17 protein-coding genes are annotated in these 20,067 nt (G+C 66.1%); 6 read left to right on the top strand and 11 right to left on the bottom strand.

All coding sequences use genetic code 11. The annotated features are described in order from the left end of the window. Nucleotides 1-24: 24 nt before the first annotated feature. Nucleotides 25-648 carry a DedA family protein gene (locus AC5RWT_RS17180; protein ID WP_494081202.1) on the bottom strand — a complete coding sequence of 208 codons (624 nt, stop codon included), beginning with the start codon at nucleotides 646-648 and terminating at the stop codon, nucleotides 25-27. Nucleotides 649-737: 89 nt separating this feature from the next. On the opposite strand from AC5RWT_RS17180, the gene AC5RWT_RS17175 reads away from it, so the two are divergent. From AC5RWT_RS17175 to AC5RWT_RS17165, 3 genes are all read left to right on the top strand, one after another. Further along, nucleotides 738-1,751, top strand: a complete 1,014-nt coding sequence (locus tag AC5RWT_RS17175; RefSeq protein WP_494081201.1) for a pirin family protein — start codon at nucleotides 738-740, stop codon at nucleotides 1,749-1,751. A 42-nt stretch (nucleotides 1,752-1,793) separates the two neighbouring features. Further along, nucleotides 1,794-2,141 carry a GNAT family N-acetyltransferase gene (locus tag AC5RWT_RS17170; protein ID WP_494081200.1) on the top strand — a complete coding sequence of 116 codons (348 nt, stop codon included), beginning with the start codon at nucleotides 1,794-1,796 and terminating at the stop codon, nucleotides 2,139-2,141. Nucleotides 2,142-2,298: 157 nt separating this feature from the next. After that, complete coding sequence (locus tag AC5RWT_RS17165) at nucleotides 2,299-3,126, top strand: hypothetical protein (RefSeq protein WP_494081222.1); 828 nt, start codon at nucleotides 2,299-2,301, stop codon at nucleotides 3,124-3,126. Nucleotides 3,127-3,270: 144 nt separating this feature from the next. Here the strand turns inward: AC5RWT_RS17165 and AC5RWT_RS17160 are convergent, their stop codons facing one another. From AC5RWT_RS17160 to AC5RWT_RS17135, 6 genes are all read right to left on the bottom strand, one after another. Continuing rightward, nucleotides 3,271-3,912 carry a cyclase family protein gene (locus tag AC5RWT_RS17160; protein WP_493969632.1) on the bottom strand — a complete coding sequence of 214 codons (642 nt, stop codon included), beginning with the start codon at nucleotides 3,910-3,912 and terminating at the stop codon, nucleotides 3,271-3,273. A gap of 8 nt (nucleotides 3,913-3,920) precedes the next feature. Further along, nucleotides 3,921-5,333, bottom strand: a complete 1,413-nt coding sequence (locus AC5RWT_RS17155; protein ID WP_494081199.1) for a purine-cytosine permease family protein — start codon at nucleotides 5,331-5,333, stop codon at nucleotides 3,921-3,923. A 39-nt stretch (nucleotides 5,334-5,372) separates the two neighbouring features. Then, on the bottom strand, nucleotides 5,373-5,795 hold the full coding sequence (locus AC5RWT_RS17150) for a YybH family protein (protein WP_494081198.1): 423 nt from the start codon (nucleotides 5,793-5,795) through the stop codon (nucleotides 5,373-5,375). Between the two features lie 272 nt (nucleotides 5,796-6,067). Further along, nucleotides 6,068-8,416: a maltose alpha-D-glucosyltransferase gene (gene treS, locus AC5RWT_RS17145; protein WP_494081197.1), complete on the bottom strand. Its 2,349-nt coding sequence runs from the start codon at nucleotides 8,414-8,416 to the stop codon at nucleotides 6,068-6,070. A 242-nt stretch (nucleotides 8,417-8,658) separates the two neighbouring features. Then, the gene (locus AC5RWT_RS17140) at nucleotides 8,659-9,360 is read right to left on the bottom strand and encodes an endonuclease/exonuclease/phosphatase family protein (RefSeq protein WP_494081221.1); all 702 of its coding nucleotides are present in this window, start codon (nucleotides 9,358-9,360) and stop codon (nucleotides 8,659-8,661) included. Nucleotides 9,361-9,541: 181 nt separating this feature from the next. Continuing rightward, on the bottom strand, nucleotides 9,542-11,005 hold the full coding sequence (locus AC5RWT_RS17135) for a protein adenylyltransferase SelO (protein ID WP_494081196.1): 1,464 nt from the start codon (nucleotides 11,003-11,005) through the stop codon (nucleotides 9,542-9,544). Between the two features lie 77 nt (nucleotides 11,006-11,082). Here AC5RWT_RS17135 and AC5RWT_RS17130 point away from each other — a divergent pair, with 77 nt between their 5' ends. The 3 genes from AC5RWT_RS17130 to AC5RWT_RS17120 all read left to right on the top strand — a co-directional run bounded on the left by AC5RWT_RS17130 (nucleotide 11,083) and on the right by AC5RWT_RS17120 (nucleotide 15,539). Beyond that, nucleotides 11,083-11,265, top strand: coding sequence for a hypothetical protein (locus AC5RWT_RS17130; RefSeq protein WP_494081195.1), 183 nt, complete (start codon nucleotides 11,083-11,085; stop codon nucleotides 11,263-11,265). A 291-nt stretch (nucleotides 11,266-11,556) separates the two neighbouring features. Continuing rightward, complete coding sequence (locus tag AC5RWT_RS17125; RefSeq protein WP_494081194.1) at nucleotides 11,557-13,062, top strand: aldehyde dehydrogenase family protein; 1,506 nt, start codon at nucleotides 11,557-11,559, stop codon at nucleotides 13,060-13,062. A gap of 347 nt (nucleotides 13,063-13,409) precedes the next feature. Beyond that, nucleotides 13,410-15,539, top strand: a complete 2,130-nt coding sequence (locus AC5RWT_RS17120; protein WP_494081193.1) for a S8 family serine peptidase — start codon at nucleotides 13,410-13,412, stop codon at nucleotides 15,537-15,539. Nucleotides 15,540-15,542: 3 nt separating this feature from the next. On the opposite strand, the gene ligM is transcribed toward AC5RWT_RS17120, so the two are convergent. From ligM to AC5RWT_RS17100, 4 genes are all read right to left on the bottom strand, one after another. Continuing rightward, nucleotides 15,543-16,949: a vanillate/3-O-methylgallate O-demethylase gene (gene ligM, locus AC5RWT_RS17115; RefSeq protein WP_494081192.1), complete on the bottom strand. Its 1,407-nt coding sequence runs from the start codon at nucleotides 16,947-16,949 to the stop codon at nucleotides 15,543-15,545. Between the two features lie 98 nt (nucleotides 16,950-17,047). Continuing rightward, the gene (locus AC5RWT_RS17110) at nucleotides 17,048-17,737 is read right to left on the bottom strand and encodes a GntR family transcriptional regulator (RefSeq protein WP_494081191.1); all 690 of its coding nucleotides are present in this window, start codon (nucleotides 17,735-17,737) and stop codon (nucleotides 17,048-17,050) included. A gap of 52 nt (nucleotides 17,738-17,789) precedes the next feature. Then, nucleotides 17,790-18,752, bottom strand: coding sequence for a VOC family protein (locus AC5RWT_RS17105; protein WP_494081190.1), 963 nt, complete (start codon nucleotides 18,750-18,752; stop codon nucleotides 17,790-17,792). Nucleotides 18,753-18,754: 2 nt separating this feature from the next. Then, nucleotides 18,755-19,912, bottom strand: coding sequence for a 4-oxalomesaconate tautomerase (locus tag AC5RWT_RS17100; protein WP_494081189.1), 1,158 nt, complete (start codon nucleotides 19,910-19,912; stop codon nucleotides 18,755-18,757). Nucleotides 19,913-20,067 lie beyond the last annotated feature (155 nt).

The raw sequence follows: 20,067 nt of genomic DNA, 5'->3' as shown, positions 1-20,067 counted from the left end.
GTCCGGCCAACCGGCGGTGGCAGCCTAGTCGCTGTGTTTTCGGAGGAACTCCGGCAGCTGACGGCCTTCCCACCACGACACCGCGTGGTTGATCACTGTGCCCAGCACCAGGGACACAGCGATGGCCAGCAGCACGGCGAATTCGGTGGACAGCCTCGGCCAGGCGCCGGACGCGGCACCGATGCCCACGGAGTAGGCAGACCACAGCACACCGGCGATGGCGGAGTGGGCCAGGAACCTGCCCGCGGGCTGCGGGATCATCGCGGCGGCCACGTTGAGCGTCAGCCGTCCCATCGGCACGAACCGGGAGGTCAACACCAGCGGCAAGCCCTTGCTGCCCAAGTTGGTCCGCGCGGCGCTGAAACCGGACTGCCAGTGGCGGCCGGAGAAGAACTTCCGCTCGGTGAGGTTGAAGCGGCGCACCAGGACGAAAGTGGCGGCATCACCTGCCACGGCCCCCACCAGCATGACTGCCGCCAGCAGGTAAGGGTTCAGCTGGTGCGAATGCACCGAAAGCGACCCCAAGGCGACGAACAAAGTGGTGCTGGGCACCGGCGGAACCAGCGCCGCAATGGTCACGAAGAGCGCCCCGATCGGGTAGATCCACCAGTCGTCCAGACTGCGCAGCAGCACGCCGAGTTCATCCATCCCTCTATCCTCTCCGATAGGCGCGGAGCGACGTCCGAACGGAGGGCGCGCGGGGGTCCTTCAACAACCCTCGTGCCTAGACTTAGCCCATGAGCAACATGGAGACTGCGCCCCAGGAAGTTGTCTGCACTTTGGAAGCGGACAGCCCAAACGCGGAGGTCCTGGCTCCTCGGGACGTGCCGCTCGGCGGCATCCGGGCCATGAGCGTGCGGCGGACGCTGCCACAGAAACGCCGCAGCCTGATTGGATCCTGGTGCTTCCTGGACCACTACGGACCGGACCTGGTCCCGGCCACAGGCGGCATGCAGGTTCCCCGGCACCCCCATACCGGCCTGGCCACTGTCAGCTGGTTGTTCTCCGGCGAGATCGCCCACCGGGATTCAGCGGGATTCGAGGCCATGGTCCGGCCGGGAGAGGTCAATCTGATGATCGCCGGCCGCGGCATCTCCCACCAGGAATTCTCGACGACGGAGACCACCGTGCTGCACGGTGCACAGCTCTGGTTCGCGCTGCCCGAATCAACCCGGAACATGCCGCCGACGTTCGAACACTACGCTCCCGCCCCCGTCGTCGGCGCCGGAACGGAACTGCGGGTGTTCTTCGGTTCACTGGCCGGCTCCACGTCCCCTGTCAACACCTACACCCCTCCGCTCCTCGGCGCCGAAGCCACACTGCGGCCGGGGGCCCGGCTGGAACTGGATTTGAACGCTGATTTCGAACACGGAATCCTGCTGGATACCGGCGACCTTCTGCTGGACGGAGAGAAGGTTCCCGTGGACCACTTGGTCTACCTCGCCACCGGACGCAACCACCTCGTGCTCGAGGCCGGAACCGCCCCGGTCCGGCTGATCCTCATCGGCGGCCAGCCGCTGGCCGAGCAGATCATTATGTGGTGGAACTTCGTGGGCAGGAGCCACGACGAGATCGTGGCCTACCGCGCTGCGTGGCAAGCCGAGATCGGCGTCGAACCGGCGCCGGAACCGGAAAGCGGAACCTATCCGGACGGCGCCCCGTATCCCCGGTTCGGGCCCTTCCCGGACGGAATGCCCGCGCCGCTGCCTGCACCCACGCTGCCAACGGTCCAGCTGCGCCCGCGCGGCTGACTTCTGCCAGACTCCCCGCGACCGACTCTCTTTGGAGGAACTGTGGAATCCGAGCCAACCATCACCGTCCGCTTGAACACCGACAAGCGCCGTTATGAACTGGTGCACGAGGACAAAGTCATCGGCAAGGCCCACTGGTTGCCGTTCGAGGGACCCGCGCGACCTGAACGGATTTTCTTCCACACCACCGTCGACGAGGCGTATTCCGGCCAGGGACTCGCGGGACGTCTGGCCCGCTACTCGCTCGACGACAGCATTGCCGCAGGATTGGCCGTTGTCACCGTCTGCCCCTATTTCAAGGGGTACGTCGACAAGCACCCGGAGTACCAGCCTGCTACGGTTCCCGTCCGGCCGGGGCACTTGGAAGCGGTCGATCGGGTTACCGGCTAGGGAGCACGCCCCTTGCGGCCGAAAGGGCCGCCCGATGCCCCGGGCAAAGGCCCGGCAGACTGTGCCGAGGAACTCCCGCCCACCTCCAACAGTTGGAAGGGGAGATGGTCACCACGCCCGGCTTTGATTCCGGGCAGGCAAGGAGCGGAACGTGGGAATGTTCGACAAGCTGGTTCAAAAGGGCAAACATATGGCGGTCCAGTACGCCAAGGAGCAACTCGCCCAGCGCACCGGACAGCAGCGCCAGCAACGCCCGCAGGGCTCCGGCCAGGGCTCGGGTTACGGCCAGAACAACGGGTACGGGTACGGACAAGACCGTGGGTACGACGGCGGCGGCTTCAACCGCTCCAGTGGCAGCAACAACCAGCCCTACGCGTCCGGGTCACAGCCTCGTGACCGTAGGCCCGGACAGACCGCCGGAGTTGGCCCCGACCAGGCGGCCATTGCGAAATACAAATACATGCTCCAAACGGCACCGCCGCAGGATATGGAACGGGCCCACATCGAAGCCTTCAACCGGTTGACCCCGCAGCAGCGCGCGATGCTGCGGGACGAGCTCAACAGCCAACTTCCGGCCTCCGAACGGGCTGCTTCCGACAGGCCGGAGACTCTGGCCAGGGCCGCAACCCGTGCCGAAGTAGCGCGGCCGGGGTTCATGGAACGGATCCTCGGACGGTCCGGATCGGGCCGGGGCGGCGGACGTCTGGCAGCGGGAGCGGCCGGTGCTGCCGGGGGCCTTGGGGCCGGGCTGCTGGCCGGCGTGGCCGCCGGCTTTGTCGGTTCTGCCATCGCCGGTCCCCTGCTGGATGGGTTTTCGGGCATCGGGGAAGGAATTGCCGGCGCCGCTGACGGTATCGGCGATAGTGTCGCCTCCGCGGGCGAGGGTTTCGCCGAAAATGCAGGCTTCGGCGGCTTGTTCGGCGACGGCGGTGCCGGCGGCTTCTTCGGTGATGGTGCCGAGGGAATCGGCGACTGGGAAATTTAATTACTCCGGCACTCTGGATAGACGAACCGAGGCCGCTGCGAGGTGGCGGATGGCCGTGCTGGAACCTGCAATGACGGCTCCGCCATTGCCCCTCCCTGCCTCGATCGGTCGGCGGCGGCTCGTCCGTTCGGCGGGATTTAAGTGCTACACCCAGGCGACAGCCCGGACGGGTGCTCCATCCGTTGCGGTGAGCTTGAGCGGGAAGAAGCCGACACGGCAGCGGGCGGGCAGACTGGTGGCGTGCCGGACGTTTTCCACGATCAGACCGTCGGATCCCAGTACCAGCTCATGCACCGGAAGGCTGAAGGTCTCGTCGGGCTGCAGCGTTGGGTCGGGATTTAGCGTGTCAACGGCGAGTACACGCATCCCCCTGGCCCACAGCTCGTCGGCCGCGGACCGCGAGAGCACCGGATGGTCGAGGTAAGCTTCCGAGCCGAAATGGCTGTCCCAGCCGGTCGCCAGCAGCACGATCCTCGGCACGTGCTCCTGGACTTGGCCGGCGAACTGATGCCAGCGGATCTCCTCGCCAGCCCCCAGCCCGGGGATGTGCAGTACCAGCGCCTCATCCACCAGTTCCTCCAAGGCCACATCCGACGTGGTGCGACCACCCGGGACGCTGTGGCACGGAGCGTCGAAGTGAGTACCGGTGTGGCTGCCCAAGTGCAGCTCGGAGACCTCCACCCCGTTCTGCGGGATCGTCAGCGTGCCGGTGATCCCGACCTGCGGGTCCCCGGGAAAGACTTGCATCCCCGAGGACACCGGGTGGGAAAGGTCTATGAGTCTCACGGGCGCGCTCAGGCTGCCGTGCCCGCGCCGGGAGACGCCGCGCCCTGGGCAGCACCGGGTTCTTGGGCCAGATGCCCGGCACTTTCACTGGCGAAACGTGAGCGGCTCTTGATGGACAGGGCCAGGTACAGCAGGAAGCTAAGCAGGAATGCCGGGATGGTGGCACCCACCGGACTGGGCCAGAGGTAGGTCAGGATGTAGGAGGCAGCGGCACCGATGACCCAGACGGCGATGGCGGCCCAGTTGATGCCGGCGGTATACCAGTACCTTCCACCGTCTTCACGCAGAATGTCACGGCCGTAAGTACGGCGCTTGATGATGTAGTAGTCCACGATCATGATCGCGAACACCGGCACGAAGAACGCCCCGATCATGACAAGGAAGTCGGTGAACTGGTTCAGCAGGGCCATCCAGGTGGAACCTGCAATCGAGACGACGCCGACTACCAGCGCCGTAGGCAGGAACCGGAGCTTCCGGCGCGCCTGGGCGTTCACGATGGAAGTGACCATGCCGTAGACCACCATGGAGTTGGTGGCCATCACGGACATGAAAATCACGATGGCCAGCGGTGTGCCGAAGGCTCCCACAATCACCGTCGGGTCGAACTCGGCGGCCGGCTCTCCTGAGAGAATCACATAGCCAATGGCGGTGGCACCCAGCGCCATGGCCAGGACCGTGGAGAGTGTGTAGCCAACGCCGGAGCCGAGGACACTGGCACGGCTGGACTTGGCCAGTCGATTGAAGTCGGCGGACAGCACGGTCCAAGAGATGGCCGTGGCGATCACAATATCCAACACCACGAAACTGGTGTAGCCGAGCGACTCATCGACGCCTATCGCACCAAAATCCGCAGGACTGTAGGTGGTGAAAGCAGTAATAAAGACGTAGACCATGATCGCCAAAATGACGACGGCGAGCCACGGCTCCACTTTGGCGATGCCCTCATGCCCGAGGATTGCCAGGCCCACCACCAAGGCCTGGCAAAGAACGGCGAAGAGGATCGGGTTGGAGAATCCGGTCAGCTGGGCAACCACGTAATTGACAGTGACCCCGGCCAGCATCGCCTGCACCCAACTCCACCCCATCAGGATGATCACGTTTGCAGCCACAGGCAACAGGCTGCCCCTGGTGCCAAACGCGCCGCGGGTGATCGCCATGGTCGGCAGGCCCGTGCGGGTACCGATATTGCCGATCAGGGTCAGCACGACGGCGCCGACCAGCGTGCCGATTACGATCAGCCAGATGGCGGAGCTGAAGTCGATCCCGGGGATGAAGAGGGTGCCGGTCAGCAGTGTTGTGACCACGAAGTTGGCGGCCAGCCAGATCATGCCGATTCGAGGCATAGACAGTGTGCCGCGGATCGGCCCAAAGCCGTCTGCATTCTGCTGCAGGTGGTTGTCGAGACGCCGGTAGAGGTTCATGTCCGTCCTAGGTGGATGAAAGATTTAGCAAAAAGGGCCTTAGGCCTGGCCCGGGCGAGGAACCGGCGAGAGATGTTCGTGCACGGCAATCAGTCCGCCGTCGTCGTCTCCGCGAAATACGATGGTTTCCCGCTCCCGGTACGAGTCCTTGCCGTCCGGCAGGGCCACGGTGGTTTCCACGTCGTGCGTGAAGACAGCGCCGCCGGGGAAGACGGTCACCTGCTGGTTGATTGATTCGCAAGCGATCACGCGCCAGCCCTCAGCCAGCCAGCCCTCCCATAACGCCTCGTAGGCGGCGCGGTTTTCCACCGGCCGGGGCTCGGTATGGAAAATGAAGCTGGCTTCCGGAGCGAACCCGGCGAAATAACGGTCCGTGTCGCTCGCGGAGAAGGCGCTGACAATGGCCGCGGCAGCGTCCAGCACCTGCTGGACAGGCGGGGTGGGTGATTGAACGGCGCCCAAAGGTGCCTCCTTGCTGCGCGCGAACGGCGGCTGGATGAAAGTTTCCAAGATGCAACAAGTGTTGCCTATAAGTGATCTCTACCGCAAGTGTGGGCCGTCACATCGCGCTCGGACAGGCAATACGGTGGCCTCCGCAGCCGTGGAGTCGGGGCAACGGACCGCTTGGAGTCACCGCGGTCTCCACCACGGACCTAGAAACAAACCCGCGCGTCGGCTATATAGCTAGCGCCCCTCAACGCGTGGTTGAGGGGCGCTAGCCGTGCAGTCACTTCTCAGGCACGCGGGAGGACAGAACCCGACGCCGCGGCGGCACCGTCGTCGTCATTGTCCTCGACAGCGGGCGGTGGGGTGATCAGCAGGGCGGTGCCTTCGTACGGCCCCAACTGGAGGAAGAAGCTGTGCAGGTCGTCGACCGTCCCGACGGTGTCGCCGCTGAACGCGTCGGTCACCTCCGAGCCCAGCGCCAACGCTTCCGAGCGAACGGTGCCGGCCACCTCCTGGCCGGAGAAGTTCAGGACCGTAACCTCCTGCCCGCCGGAGACCAGCTGGTGCACCATCACCAGCATGCCGCGGTGGGAGACGTCCGGGACGTCGATCAGCGCACTCTTGGCAATGCCGTGCTCTTCGCGGACAGCCAGAATCCGGGCCAGCTGCCGGGCGAACGACGATTCGTCCTCCAGCTGCTCGGGCAGCGTGCCGTACAACGCCTTTGCCATGGGCATCCCGGAGGTTGACGTCTCGGCGGACGGGTCGAAGCCCATCAGGTCATGGGCGCCGCGGTTGATCCAGCGGGTGTCCCCGCGCGACATCAGCCGGGACACCCGGCTGCGCTCCAGCGGCAGCATGCCGCACAGGTCCCAGCCGGAGAGGGCGAAAACCCCCGGCTGCAGCGCGTTGTACATGGCCAGCAACAGATGCACCCGGCGGATCTCCGCCGACTGCTCTTCGGTGATCGAGTCCAGATCGGTGATGCCCAGCACCGCGGTGATCACGCTGGCGGTGGTGCAGGCAATGCCGTTGGCGGTGAACACCAGGTTGTAGGGTGCGGCCTCGCCGGTGATCCCGTCCCGCAGGGTCTGCTGTACCTTGTGGGCCAGCTCGGCACCGGTGAGTTCCTCGCCGTCGAGCTCGTAGACATCGTCCTTGTGCTTGGTGGTGAAGTGGACCAGTTCGTAGGTCAGCTCGTCGTGGTTCTGCAGCGCGTGCACCAGCGACGCCTGGTCGATGCCGATTTCCAGCGCCAGCCGGAGCGTTAGCCGCAGGAACTCGGTGTCCGCGGTGACCAGGGCATGGTGGTAGGCCGGGCGGGTGACGAAGTCGTAGGACAAATCCGGTCCCGTGGCGGAGGTCTCCTTGATGTCGTCCATGCTGAGGTTCAGTTCCTGGAACGTAAAGCCGCCGACCTTGCGGACCATGCTGCCGATGATCTGGTTCGCTGCCGCGGAAAGCGGGTGTCCTTCCGACCAGCCCGGCGTTTCCTCCGCGCTTTTCTCCACGCCCAGGAACCCGTTGGCGTCGAGCCGGAGCGCCCCGGTGCCGAGGTCCACCAGCGAATGCAAGGCATCGCCCATCACCAGGCGCATGCCCGAGAACGTCGGATCCAGCCAGTTGATGGACGGCTGGCCCGCCTTGAAGTAGTGCAGGTACACCCAGCGGTGGGGCTTGCCGTCGACGTCCAGAACCGGCGGGGTGGCGCTCCAGTTGGTTTCCTTCACGCCGGGCTCGTAGAAGATGACGCGCTGGAGTTCGCCGATGATGTAGCCGGCCTGCTGCAGGGCCCGCTCGGTCGCGACATCGATATTGACCGAGTCCTCGCCCTCGGGAACATCCGGCAACAGATCCCAGTCGGACTCCGGGATATCGATCATGTGGTAAATGCCCGGATAGTCGCGGAAGTTCATTTCCGCCAGCCGGAAGTCTGCGCCCTTGCCGGTGTGGCCCGGCACGATATCGTCAACAATCGTTCCGCCATGGTCGGCAGCAACACCGCACATGTTCCGGAACTCATCCTCCGTGCCGAACAGCGGATCGATCGCCATGCTGATGCGGTCGAAGTGCCCGTCCACGCTGGGGGTGTGGTTCCAGCCGGTGAGTCCGCCGGCCAGCTTCACCGGACCGATGTGAATGGCCTTGATGCCAATCTGCTGGAAAGCCTCCCAGAGCCCGGCGTCCCCGAGCGCGGCCAGGAACGTCTGCCCGGGCCTGGTGATCAGCGACAGCGGGTAGGCCGTGAACCAGACCGACGCGCGCTCCACTGCAGCCCGCGGATTCGGATACGCGTACGGGTTCTGCCACATGCTGGCCTGCCCCGAGAGCTGGCGTCCCAGCACCTTCGCGTCGCCCAGCATGGACTGGTTGCGCAGCCACTCCACATAGACACTGTTGCGCGCGTCCGGCTCGAACGGCGGGTGGCCGGGCACGAAGTGGCGGCGCCGGGCCTTCGGCCGCAGCGAGCGGGGCCGGGCGGGGTAAAACTGCTCGTCGAAGCTGATGTCCGGTGCCTGCGGTTCGGTTAGGGGCTCGACGGCGGCGCCCTGGCCGTCTGCGCCGGCGGCAGCACCGCCGTCGTCATGGCGGGTCCGCTCAAGGACTGGTTCGTGCCCAGGAACCGAATCGTTCATGGCGTCATCTCCTTCGTGCTCGACTGCTGGAATTATCCAGACGCGCTTTCTTCCAACACTGCCAGACGGCCCGGGCCGCCACTACCCCCGCGCCCCGCCAGCCGGGCCGTTCCGGTTCTTCCACCCGGCGCCGCTGGTGGCGTCGCTCCACCAAACCCGTGACAACGACGGCGGTGCTGCCGCCCTCCGCGGGCAGGCGCACGAGGCCTTCGCCAAGGCGGCCGTTCGGCGTCCCCGAGCGGTCAACTCGCGCGGGCGCTGCGGTGCTCGTGGGCGTATTCGGCGGTCACCAGGATGGGCAGGTGGTCGGACTGTCCGCGCGGCAGCGTCTCCACGCTCTGGATGTCCAGGCCCAGCGAGGTGGCGAAATCGAAGTGGCCGCGAAAGAGCTTGTAGCGGGTGTAGGTCCGGCGGTTGCTCAGCGTAAGTTCGTAGCCGGTTTCCTTCAGGTGCTCAATCAGGTTCTTGGTGAAGAAAGGGTAATTGAAGTCACCCACCATGAGTGTCATCTGCTCGCCCTGGCCGCCCAGCTCAAGCAGGGCTTCGTGGCCGGCTTTGATCTGGTGACGGCGCAGGGAGTTGGTGGCGGTCAACGGTGCTGCGTGGAAGTCGCCGACCACCAGCTCATGCTTGGTCTGGTTGTCCACCATCTTGACCCCGAGCAGCCGCTCGTGGGCAGGCGCCAGCACATAGTCATGCAGCGACTTTTTGAGTTCAAAGGTGTTGGTATCGACCGCCGAGAACCTGGTTTCGTCGTAGTAAACGGCCAGTCCCAGCCTGTTTCCCTTGGTCGAATCGGCCATCCGCAGGTGCCCCAGTTTGTCGGGCAGCTTCTCCGTGTCTGCTTCCTGCAGGCACATCACGTCGACGTCGTAGCGATCGGTCAGATCCTCAAGTTCCGCGCTGGCACTGTGCTTCCGAAGGTTGTAGCTGATAGCCCTCAGCAATGGAGCTCCCTTCCCTGACGACGGTGGCTGTAGCCTGCGCCCATACTACAGAGGCAATCCGACCCTCACATTCAGCAAGCAACTGCCAAGGCACCCTCAAGGGCCGATTTACGCCGGACCGGCGCCGGTCGCCAGAAGCGGCGCCGGTCCCGTCCTCGCCCCCGGGACGGGTGGCCCCTTAGGTTCCGCAGAACGTCCGGTAAGTGCCGAAGTCTTCCGGCGGGGCGGCGGCGTAGCGCTCCAGCCCGGGGCGCTCGTCGTACGGCCGGGCCACCGCGTCCAGGAGGCGGTTCAGCGGATCCAGGTCCCCTCCCGCAGCGGAGGCGAGGGCCTCCTCGACCAGGTGGTTGCGCGCGATGTAAACGGGGTTCACCTGGTCCATCAGGGCCGGGTCCGGCCCCACGGGAAGCCATCTCTGAATCCAGTCATCAAAACCCGCCGGGTCCGGAAACAGGCGCCGCGCAGCTTCAGGCCGGCCCCGGGCGGCCGCACCGAGACTGCGGAAGAACAAGGTGTGGTCTACCGTGCCCTCCTGAAGCAGTGCCAGCACGTCATGCACGAGCGGTGAGACCACCTCGGCGTCGACCTCGCCGTGCAGGCCGATCTTGGCCCGCGCGCCGGCCAGCCAGACGGCGCTGTACTCGCGCCTGAAGCCGCCCAGCGCTTCTGATGCGAGGGCGACTGCCTGTTCCTGGTCGTCGTGCAAAAGCGGCAGGAGAGCCTCGGCGAGGCGGGCGAGGTTCCACTCAGCCACCAGGGGCTGGTTGGCATACGCGTAACGACCGCTCTCGTCGATGGAACTGTAGACGGAGGCCGGATCGAAGGCGTCCATGAAGGCACAGGGCCCGTAGTCGATGGTTTCGCCCGAGATGGTCATGTTGTCGGTATTCATGACCCCGTGCACGAATCCCACGAGCATCCACTGTGCCACCAGCGAGGCTTGGGCGGCGATCACAGCCTGCAGCAGCGCCAGATAGGGGTGCTCATCGTCGGCAGCGGCCCTGTGGTGACGGGCAATGGCATGGTCGGCGAGCCGTCGCAGGAGGCCGGGGTCGCCCGTGGCGCGGGCGTACTGGAGGCTTCCCACGCGCAGATGGCTGCTGGCGACGCGGGCAAGAACCGCTCCCGGCAACTGGGTGTCGCGGTAAACCGGGAGCCCCGTCGCCACGACAGCCAGGGAGCGTGTGGTCGGGATGCCCAGGGCGTGCATCGCCTCGCTGACCACGTACTCGCGGAGCATCGGGCCCACCGGAGCCTGGCCGTCACCGCCTCGGGCAAACGGCGTGGCCCCTGAACCCTTGAGGTGGACATCGCGAAGGTGGCCGCCGGTATCGGTGATCTCCCCCAGCAGGAGCGCCCGCCCGTCGCCGAGCCGGGGAGAGTACCAGCCGAACTGGTGCCCGGCGTAGGCCTGTGCAACCGGAGTGGCACCAGCGGAGACCAGATTGCCCGTTAACAGAAGCAGGCCATCAGGGCCGCGCAAGGCGTCCGGGTCGAACCCCAGCTCATGGGCCAGCGGCTCATTGAGGACCAACAGCCGCGGGTCGCGGACCTCCTGCGCCCGCCACGGGACGGCCAGCTCGGCAAGCTCGCGGGCGAAGCGGCCATCAAAGGCGACGGTTGATTGTGCGGGAGCACTCATCCTCCAAGAATATCTACGACAACGTATCGGCATCACCCCCACCTGTCTGGGCCCAGAACGCCCGAAGGAAGAACACGATGAGCACGCACATCCACACCATCCTGAACCGGGCCGGAGAAGAGATGGTGTATATCGGACCTGACCACCCCTCCTACGAGCTGCTGGCCGGGCTGGTGGCTTCCGTTCACCAGGCCTGGCAGGAAGGCTATGAGCAAGGGCGCTGCGGTGGTGCCGACAAAAACCCGTATCGGGGCTACTAAGTCCAGTACCACCGCCACCACCAGTCAGTGCTCCGGACGGTGCCGCGTCAGCCCCGGCGAGTGCCCGCACCCGCACAGGGCGCAGCACTCACCGGTTGCAAAATAAGCAGATGTACCCCTAGCACTCCCTCCGCAGATAGGCAAAGCTGAAGGCAGGGGAAACTGGCGCCTGCCTCGATCATCCGGTTGCTCTCTTTCAGCCGGCCGGGCCGGGGTGCCGACGCAGAAGACGTCGCTCCTGCAGTTCCGGCATGGGACCGGAACGGTCAAAACACAGAGAGGTGTTGCGAGATGACTGACCTAGCAAGCACTACCGGCGAGACCGGCCAGGTTACTACCGGTCTCTACATCGGCGGTGAAGTCCGGGACTCCGGCGAAAAGTATGCAGTTGCGGATCCGGGCAAACCAGGGACGGTGGTGGGGTACGCCGCAGCGGCGTCTAAGCAGGATGTGGCCGATGCCGTCGCCGCGGCAAAGTCCGCGTTCCCGGCCTGGGCGGCCTTGGGCGCGAAGGAACGGGCTGCCCGGCTCGCCTCGGCGATCGAAGGCCTCTCGGATTTCCGCGACGAAGATGCGGCCATCCTGTCCCAGGAGAACGGCAAGATCCGGATGGAGGCCTGGGTGGACGCTTTGGTCTTTGACATCCGGTTCCAGCTGGCCCTGTCGCTCGCCGACGAGGTGGACCAGGGCAAGGTCCTCGAACCTGCGCCTGGCATCCCGGTGACCACTTCGGTGGCATACCAGCCGCTGGGCGTGGTGACGGTGATTGTTCCGTTCAACTGGCCCATTGCCATCCTTGGTGCGTCACTGCCCCATGCACTGCTGGCGGGCAACACCGCGATTGTGAAGCCACCGCCCACCACACCGCTGGCGATGACCCGGGTGGTGCAGCGGGTTGCCGAAAAGCTGCCCCCGGGCGTGCTGAACATCGTCACCGGCCAGGACAGCGAAATGGGCGCCCTGATCCAGAACGACGACGTGGCGAAGGTCTGCTTCACCGGCAGCGTGGGCGGCGGCAAAAAGATGATGGAGATGGCCTCCAAGAGCCTGACCCGGGTCACGCTGGAGCTCGGCGGCAACGACGCGGCGGTGTTCCTCGAAGACGCCATTCTGGACGACACCCATCTGGACCGGCTGTATGCGGCCGTCTTCGACACGACCGGGCAGATCTGCATGAACGCCAAGCGCGTCTACGTGCACCGGTCACGGCTGGACGAGCTGGTTTCCGGCCTGACCGAACGGCTGGAGAAGGCCGTCATTGGCTACGGCCTGGACGAAGCCACCACCATGGGGCCGCTGCACCAGCCCGCGCAGAAGACCTTTGTCGAGGAGCTCATCGCCGAGGCGAAAGCGGCCGGTGCCGATGTGCGGGAATTCGGCGAACTGCCGGACGACCCCGAACTGCAGGGCGGCAACTTCCTGCGGCCGGCGCTGGTGGTTGACCCCGATCCCGAGCTGCGCGTGGTCACGCAGGAACAGTTCGGTCCGGTCATCCCGATCATCCCCTTCGACACCGAGGAGGAAGCCGTCGCCCTTGCCAACGACACCTGGGCCGGCCTCTGCGGCTCGGTGTGGACGGCGGACAAGGACAAGGCCAATGCGGTCGGTGGCCAACTGGTTTGCGGTTACGTCTGGGTCAACGACCACGGCGCCACCCGACTGGACCTGCGGGCACCGTTCGGCGGCATGAAGCACTCCGGTTTCGGCCGCGAACAGGGCATTGAGGGCATCCGCGCATTCCAGGACACCCGCGCCATCGCACACCTGGACGAAGCAGCCGCGGCAGCGGGCCACTAACAACGACGACGACGGTGCGCGGCCAACCGGGAGGTTGTCCGCGCACCGCTCTCCTCACTACCACTCCCCTGCGCATCCCTCCACATCAGCGGCTCTCCTGACCACAGCCACCGGTAACAGGTGAACCGTTGTATTCTTGCGGCAGGGCGTCACGATGCCCACCCCGTCCTGCGCCTACCCTCCCGCGCCTGCCTGCAAGGATCCCCTTCCTGATGCCCCTGCGCCGCCGCCTCTTGGCACGCTTTGCTTCACTGACCGCAGCAGCCGTCTTCGCCGTTGCTCTCCCGGTCCTGCCTTCCGCGGCTGCCGAGGATGCTCCGGCGCCACCCCCCGTTCAGACCCCACCTTTGCCTCCGCAGAACATGCCCACGGACCGCTTCGTGGTGAAGTTCAAAGACAAGGGCGGAACCTCCGCGGGGCGCGGCAAGGCCTATGGGCGCACCGCCAAGGCATTGGGCATCAGTGTCAAAGAGTTACGCTCCACCGCAACCGGCGCCCAGGTCATTAAGACCAGCGAACTCCTCGGCGCAGCCGGAGCCGAAGATCTGGCTGCGCTGCTGGAAAGCGATCCTTCCGTTGCCTATGCCGAACCGGACGCGCTCATGCAGGCAGCCGGGGAGGCTCCGAATGACCCTCTCTTCGTTGAACAGTGGAATCTCTTAGAAGACACAGCCGGCAGTCGCCTCTCCGGTGCCTGGGACGTCAGCCGGGGAGAAGGAGCCACCGTTGCTGTGGTGGATACCGGCATCACGTCCCACGGGGATCTGACCGCGAACGTGCTGCCCGGCTACGACATGATTTCGGATCCCGCCATGGCCCGGGACGGCGACGGCCGTGACGCCGATGCGCAGGATGAGGGCGACTGGTACGGGATGAACGACTGCGACGGCAACGAGTGGCCCTCGGACTCGTCCTGGCATGGAACCCATGTGGCCGGCATCGTCGCGGCGATCACCGGCAACAACCGCGGAGTCGCCGGTGTCGCACCGGAAGCCAAGATCCTGCCGATCCGTGCGCTGGGAACCTGCGGCGGCTACATGTCCGACATTGCTGACGCCATTATCTGGGCAGCCGGCGGAAAGGTGCCGGGCACCAGCGCCAACCCGACAGCAGCGCAGGTGATCAACCTGTCCCTCGGCGGCCCCGGGGCCTGCACCGCCACTTCGCAGGCCGCGATCGACTTCGCCGTCACGTCCGGTTCCACCGTTGTGGTGGCAGCCGGCAACGACAACACGAATGCCTCTGACTCCAACCCCGCCAACTGCCAAAACGTCATCACCGTAGCCGCCAGCGGGCCCGAGGGCAGGCCAGCCCCATATTCGAACTTCGGACCCGCCATTGATGTCACGGCACCCGGTGGAGACATAGGCACCACGGGCAACGGCGGTATCCTCTCCACCTTCAACCGAGGCACGACTGTCCCCGGCGCCGAAGCCTACGGTTACGGTGAGGGCACCTCGATGGCCGCACCGCACGTCGCCGGGATCGCCGCCCTGCGCTACGCCAAGCTCGGAAGCAAGACCGGCCCCGCGGACATCGAACAGCGGTTGAAAGCCACCGCCCGCACGCTGCGCGGCAATTGCACGAAGGACTGGGGCGCTGGCCTGGTCGATGCCACCGCTTTCATGGCTGACGCGGCGGGTGCGGAAACTGCGCCAACGCCAGCCCCGGACGCCTGCCTGATCCCCGGAACGGTCGCGGTCAAGGGGACAGCGAAGGTGGGGCATACGCTGGCCGCCAACCCCGGGACGTGGAGTCCCGCACCGGGCGACTTCTCGTACCAATGGTTACGAGGCGGCACCCCGATCAGCGGAGCCACCGGGCCCTCTTACCGGCCGGCTGCGGCCGACGTCGGGTACACCCTCACCGTCTCCGTCACCGGTGCCAAGGACGGGTACGACTCCGTTGTCCGGTCCTCGGCCCCGACTCTGGCTGTAACCAACGGCGACCTTACCGGGCCGACGCCGGCTATCAGCGGTACCCGGAAGGTGGGCTACACGCTCACTGCGGTACCAAACACCTGGACCACCGGAACCAGCCTGAGCTACCAGTGGTATCGCTCCGGAACCGCGATCAGCGGCGCCACCGGCCGCAGCTACCGGCTCACCGGCAACGACGCCGGCCGTCAGGTTTCGGTCCGCGTCCGCGGCTCGAAGCCCGGGTACACCTCCTTGAACCGCTACTCGGCGCGGACCTCCACCATAACCAAGGGCACCCTGAAGACTTCGGCACCGGCCATCAAGGGCACCCTGCGGCCCGGCTACACGCTCACCGCTTCCCCGGGCAGCTGGACCTCCGGGACAACCCTGAAGTACCGGTGGTACCGCTCCGGAACCCCCATCCGCGGTGCCACCGGCAAGACCTACCGCCTGGTTTCAGCGGACCGCTATGACACGATCAAGGTCCGGGTCACCGGTTCCAAGACCGGCTACACCACGGCCAGCCGCTACTCGCTCTCCACCAGCCGCCTGCGGTAGCGCTCAAACCGCCTGCTTGGTCCGCCAGCCGCCGCGGTATTCGTTCCGTGCGGTCACCGAGTAGGGTGCCGGGCTGACTACCGCGCGGACTTCCAGCTGGCGGTGCGGCTCCACGGTGGTCTTGCGGGTTCCGCCGTCGGGCTCACCCCACACCACCTTTACCTCGGTGCCGAGCTCGACGTCGGGGTTGACGGTGGCCAGGGACAGTGCCCGCTTCTCGTTGGCGCTGTACCCGGTGAACAGGGACAGTCCCACCTTGGTGCCGCCGGCGTCGACGATGGAGTCGTAGTTCGAGGACCCGTAGTTGGCGTTGGGCAGGTCGAAGTACTTGTAGGGCGTGCCCTCGGTGTCGAAGAGCGAGGCGAAGATCTTGGTCACGTCCTCCGCGTTCCAGGCCAGCGTCACCTTCTTCCGCTGTTCAGCCGGGTCAATCTTTTCCAGCGCCTCGCGGCCGATGAAGTCGTGGTCGAACTTCACGAAGGAGCCGTAGCCCAGCTCCCACGGGTTCAGGTAGTAGTCCTCGATGCTCTCGGAAACGAAGCTGCCGGCCACGGCGTTGACCGCCTCGTAGCTGTCCGCACCCAGCCATTCCCGGTAGGGACGCAGCTCGTCGCCGGAATAGATGGCCGGCAGCGGCGACGGAATCCAGCCGGATTCCAAGGTATTGGACGAGTACGCCCGCGCACCGACGGCCAGCATGCCGAACTCCTGGCCGGCGTCCAAAATGAATTCCCGCACCTGGTCGTAGGACTCGTACGGCCCCCAGAGCTCCAGCCCAGGGGCCCCTGCCATGCCATGCCGCAGCGTGCGGACCCGAGCCCCGGCCACCTCGAGGTAGTCCATGCTGAAAAATTTCAGCTGCTCCACGGTGCCGCCGTTGATCTTCTCGATGATCTGCCAGGCGTTGGGACCCTGGATCTGGAAGCGCCAGTACTTGCGCTGCACCGGCTTGCCCATGGGACGCGACGGCGAACGCCGGTCCACCTCCACCTCGACGTCGTATCCGCCGGTCTGCCCGTGGAAGAGCAGCCAGTTGGCCGCCGGCGAGCGCCCCACGTAGACGAACTGGTCCTCGGCTTCGTGGAACAGGATGCCATCGCCGATCACGTGCCCGGACGGCGTCGTCGGCACATACTGCTTGGCCTTGTTCACCGGGAAGCTGGCCACCGAGTTGACCGCAGTGTCGGAGATGAGCTTCAGTGCGTCCGGCCCCTTGATGAACAGGTTGTCCATGTGGTGGGTCTGGTCGTAGAGCACGGCCGTCTCCCGCCAGGCGCGCACCTCGCTGCGCCAGTTGGTGAACTCCGGAGCCACCACCGGATAGATATAGGCGCCGATTTGCGAGTTCCGCAACAGCTCGACGGTGTTTCCCGCTTCGTCCAGGACCTGCTGCAGGTTCTGTGCACTCATGATTCCCCTCTCCCCGCCGGCGGTGCCGGCCTCTCTTTCATGCCTCCGGTTCCGGAAGGCATGTCGTTGGATCGCAGGTGGCAGGGGAACCGTGTTCGTTAGCTGGCTGATTCCTCGGCTGCCCGCATGATGGCAGTGGCTACGCTCTTGAGGTGTTGCTCCATGGCTGCCGCGGCCCGACCGGGATCCTTGGCGCAGACCGCGTCCACAATCTCCAGGTGCTCCGGCAGCGAAACCGCCGGCCGCCCCGGCTGCATGGCCAGCCGGAACTGGAAGCGGACACTCTGGCCGCGAAGCCGCGCGATCAAGGCGGCTGCGGTGTCGTGCCCGCTCAGTTCAACGATCCGGCGGTGCAGCGTCTTGTTGTAGTCCGAATACGTCAGCAGGTCACCGGCCTCCACCGCCTGGCTCATCCTCCGGCCCAGCGCCTGCAGTTCCTCCACGTCCGCGTCGGTGACCCGTTCGGCCGCCTTGGCTGCGCAGATGGCTTCCAGGGCGGCACGGACTTCGGTGATCTCCACCGCTTCCTCCACGCCGACGGCGCGGACCCGGGCTCCCCTGTTCTGGATACGCTCCACCAACCCCTCCAGCGTCAGCTCCGCCAGTGCTGCCCGGACCGTGGCCCGGCTGGCATGGAACTCAGCGCAGATGTCCGCTTCCACCAACCGCTGGTTGGGAACAAGTTCGCCCCGGTCAATCGCCTTCTTCAGCCCGGCGACGACGGCGGCTGGGTCAGTTGATCTGGGTGCTGCGGTTTGGGTGGTGGTGCTCACGGGCGGCTGCTCCATGCTGGATAGTGTGCTGACAAAGTTGTTGCCAATAACCTAGCCCACGGAAACCTCAGTGGGCGTCCGGCACATCGATGGGTGGTGTGCCATGCGTGTGGAACGTCGGGATGGTCTGCATGCCCCACGCCTGGCCCTTCTTTCGTTCCGCCTCGGTCCAGACCACAGGCTCCCAGTCCGGTGCCAGCAGCAGGCGCGCGCCGGCATTGGCGAACTCGATGCGGTTGCCGCCCGGCTCATAGACGTAGAGGAAAAACGTCTGGTTGATGGTGTGCTTGTGCGGGCCCGACTCGATGTGGATCCCGTTCTCCAAAAAGATATCGGCGGCCTTGAGGATGTCCTCGCGGGTATCCGGGGCGAAGGCAATGTGGTGCAGGCGGCCGGAGGCGCCTAGGTTGTCGGCCGAGTAGACCAGGTCATAGGACTTCTGGCCGAACCGGAACCAGTGCGCGGCGGTGCGCCCGCTGTCCAGCCGGATCAGTTCGCTGTCCTTGAGCCCCAGGACCTCGGCAGAGAACGTGGCGTTCTCTTCCACGTTGGCCGCCAGGTAGTTGATGTGGTCCAGCCGGCGGGCGTTGACGCCGTGTCCCGGGAAGCGCGAGGCCTGGTTTTTCAGGGCCGGCTTGTCCTCCGTGGCGCGGTACCACTCGGTCTCGTAGTAGACGGACATCGGGTGTCCGTCAGGGTCGGTGAAGTGGAACGAGGGTCCAACACCGAATTCCCCGTCGTGCCAGTCCCCGCCCAGTCCCGACTCCTGGATCGAAGCCACGAGCCGGTCCAGCGCCTCGGGCGAGGCAGCCCGGTGGGCCACCAGGCCGACGCCGGAGGCGGCGCGCGGCGTGAGTTTGATGCTCCAGTTCTCGTAGTCGTCCCACGTGCGCAGAAAGACCGAGTCGCCCGCGCGGCCGACCTCGCGCATGGCCAGCAGGTCGTTGAAGAACCAGTAACTCTCGTCGAATTTATCCGTCAAGAGTTCGATGTTGCCTAAATGGGCGATATCGCGGGGTTGGGGTTTCATCATCATCCTTCGTTGGTTTGCCGGGCCACACTGTTCCGGGGAAAAACGGTGCCGTCGAACAGCTTCCGCGCTGTCCGCAGCACGGTGGAGGACTTGGTGGTGATCCCGGCGGGGCCTTCCGCCAGGTCGGCGCCGACATCGAGGTAGCCGGTGGGGTGTTCCAGCCGCAGCGGCCCGCCGTCCGGGGGCAGCCGGACCAGGTCCTGCGCCACGCCCCCGGGCAATTGGATGCCCGCCGCCACGGTGGTGCCGCCGAGCACGCCGATGGAGGTGTGGCAGCGCACCGGCAGGAAGCTTCGGGTGTTGATCACGCCGTCGTTGCGCGGTGCGGAGAGCAGCACCAGCTTCGGCACGGTCTTGCCGGACACATCGCCCATCCCCATCCGCTTCGCCGCCTCGATCCGAATCCGGGCCAGCCGGTCCGTCAGGCCGGTGTTGGCCTCCAGTTCGGCCGGGGTTTCGTAGCCGCTGACGCCGAGATCGGCCGCGCGCAGCAGGACCGAGGGCATGCCGTTGTCCACGCACGTGGCCTCGAGGCCGTCCACTGTGTCCTTGGCCTGGCCGGTGGGCAGCAGGGCCCCGGTGGAGGACCCGGCCGTGTCGGCAAAGTCCAGGGTGATGGGGGCGGCGGTGCCGGGCACGCCGTCGATGGCCGCGTCCCCGCGGTAGTCCACTCTGCCGCCGGGCGTTGCGAAAGTGGCTGTGGCAATGCTGTCCGAATTCACCATCCGGATGCGCACCGCCGTCGTGCTGCCCTGCGCCGGGAACAGGCCGCGTTCGACGGCGAAGGGGCCGACGCCGGCCAGCATGTTGCCGCAGTTCTGGCTGTCCGAGACCGTGGCTTCGTCCACGGCCACCTGCAGGAACAGGTAGTCAACGTCCGTCTCTTCAGCTGTCGACGGCGCGATGACGGCCACCTTGCTGGTCAGCGGGTGCGCCCCGCCGACGCCGTCGATCTGGCGGGCGTCCGGGCTGCCCATGATCCGCAGCAGCAAGTCGTCGCGCTGGGCAGGATCGGCCGGAAGGTCCGCTGCCAGGAAGTAGGCACCCTTGGACGTGCCGCCGCGCATCAGCATGCAGCGGATGCCCCGGTCGTAGTCCTCGGTGCCACCGTCGAACGGGCGGACGTCCCCGGCGCCGCCGTCGTGCTCAGCCGTCATAATCCTCAGCCGCCACATACTCCACGCCGAGCTCCTTCAGCAGCGGCCGCAGACCGTAGTAATCCAGCCCGAGCGTCCCCTCCTGGAAGAGGGACCGGGTCTTCGCTTCTTGCGCGGTCCGCGCTCGGGAAGCCTCTACGGCGGCCGGCGCGGCC

This window comes from Arthrobacter sp. Dra40 (genome assembly GCF_059091905.1).
This window is presented reverse-complemented; position numbering and strand designations above follow the sequence as displayed.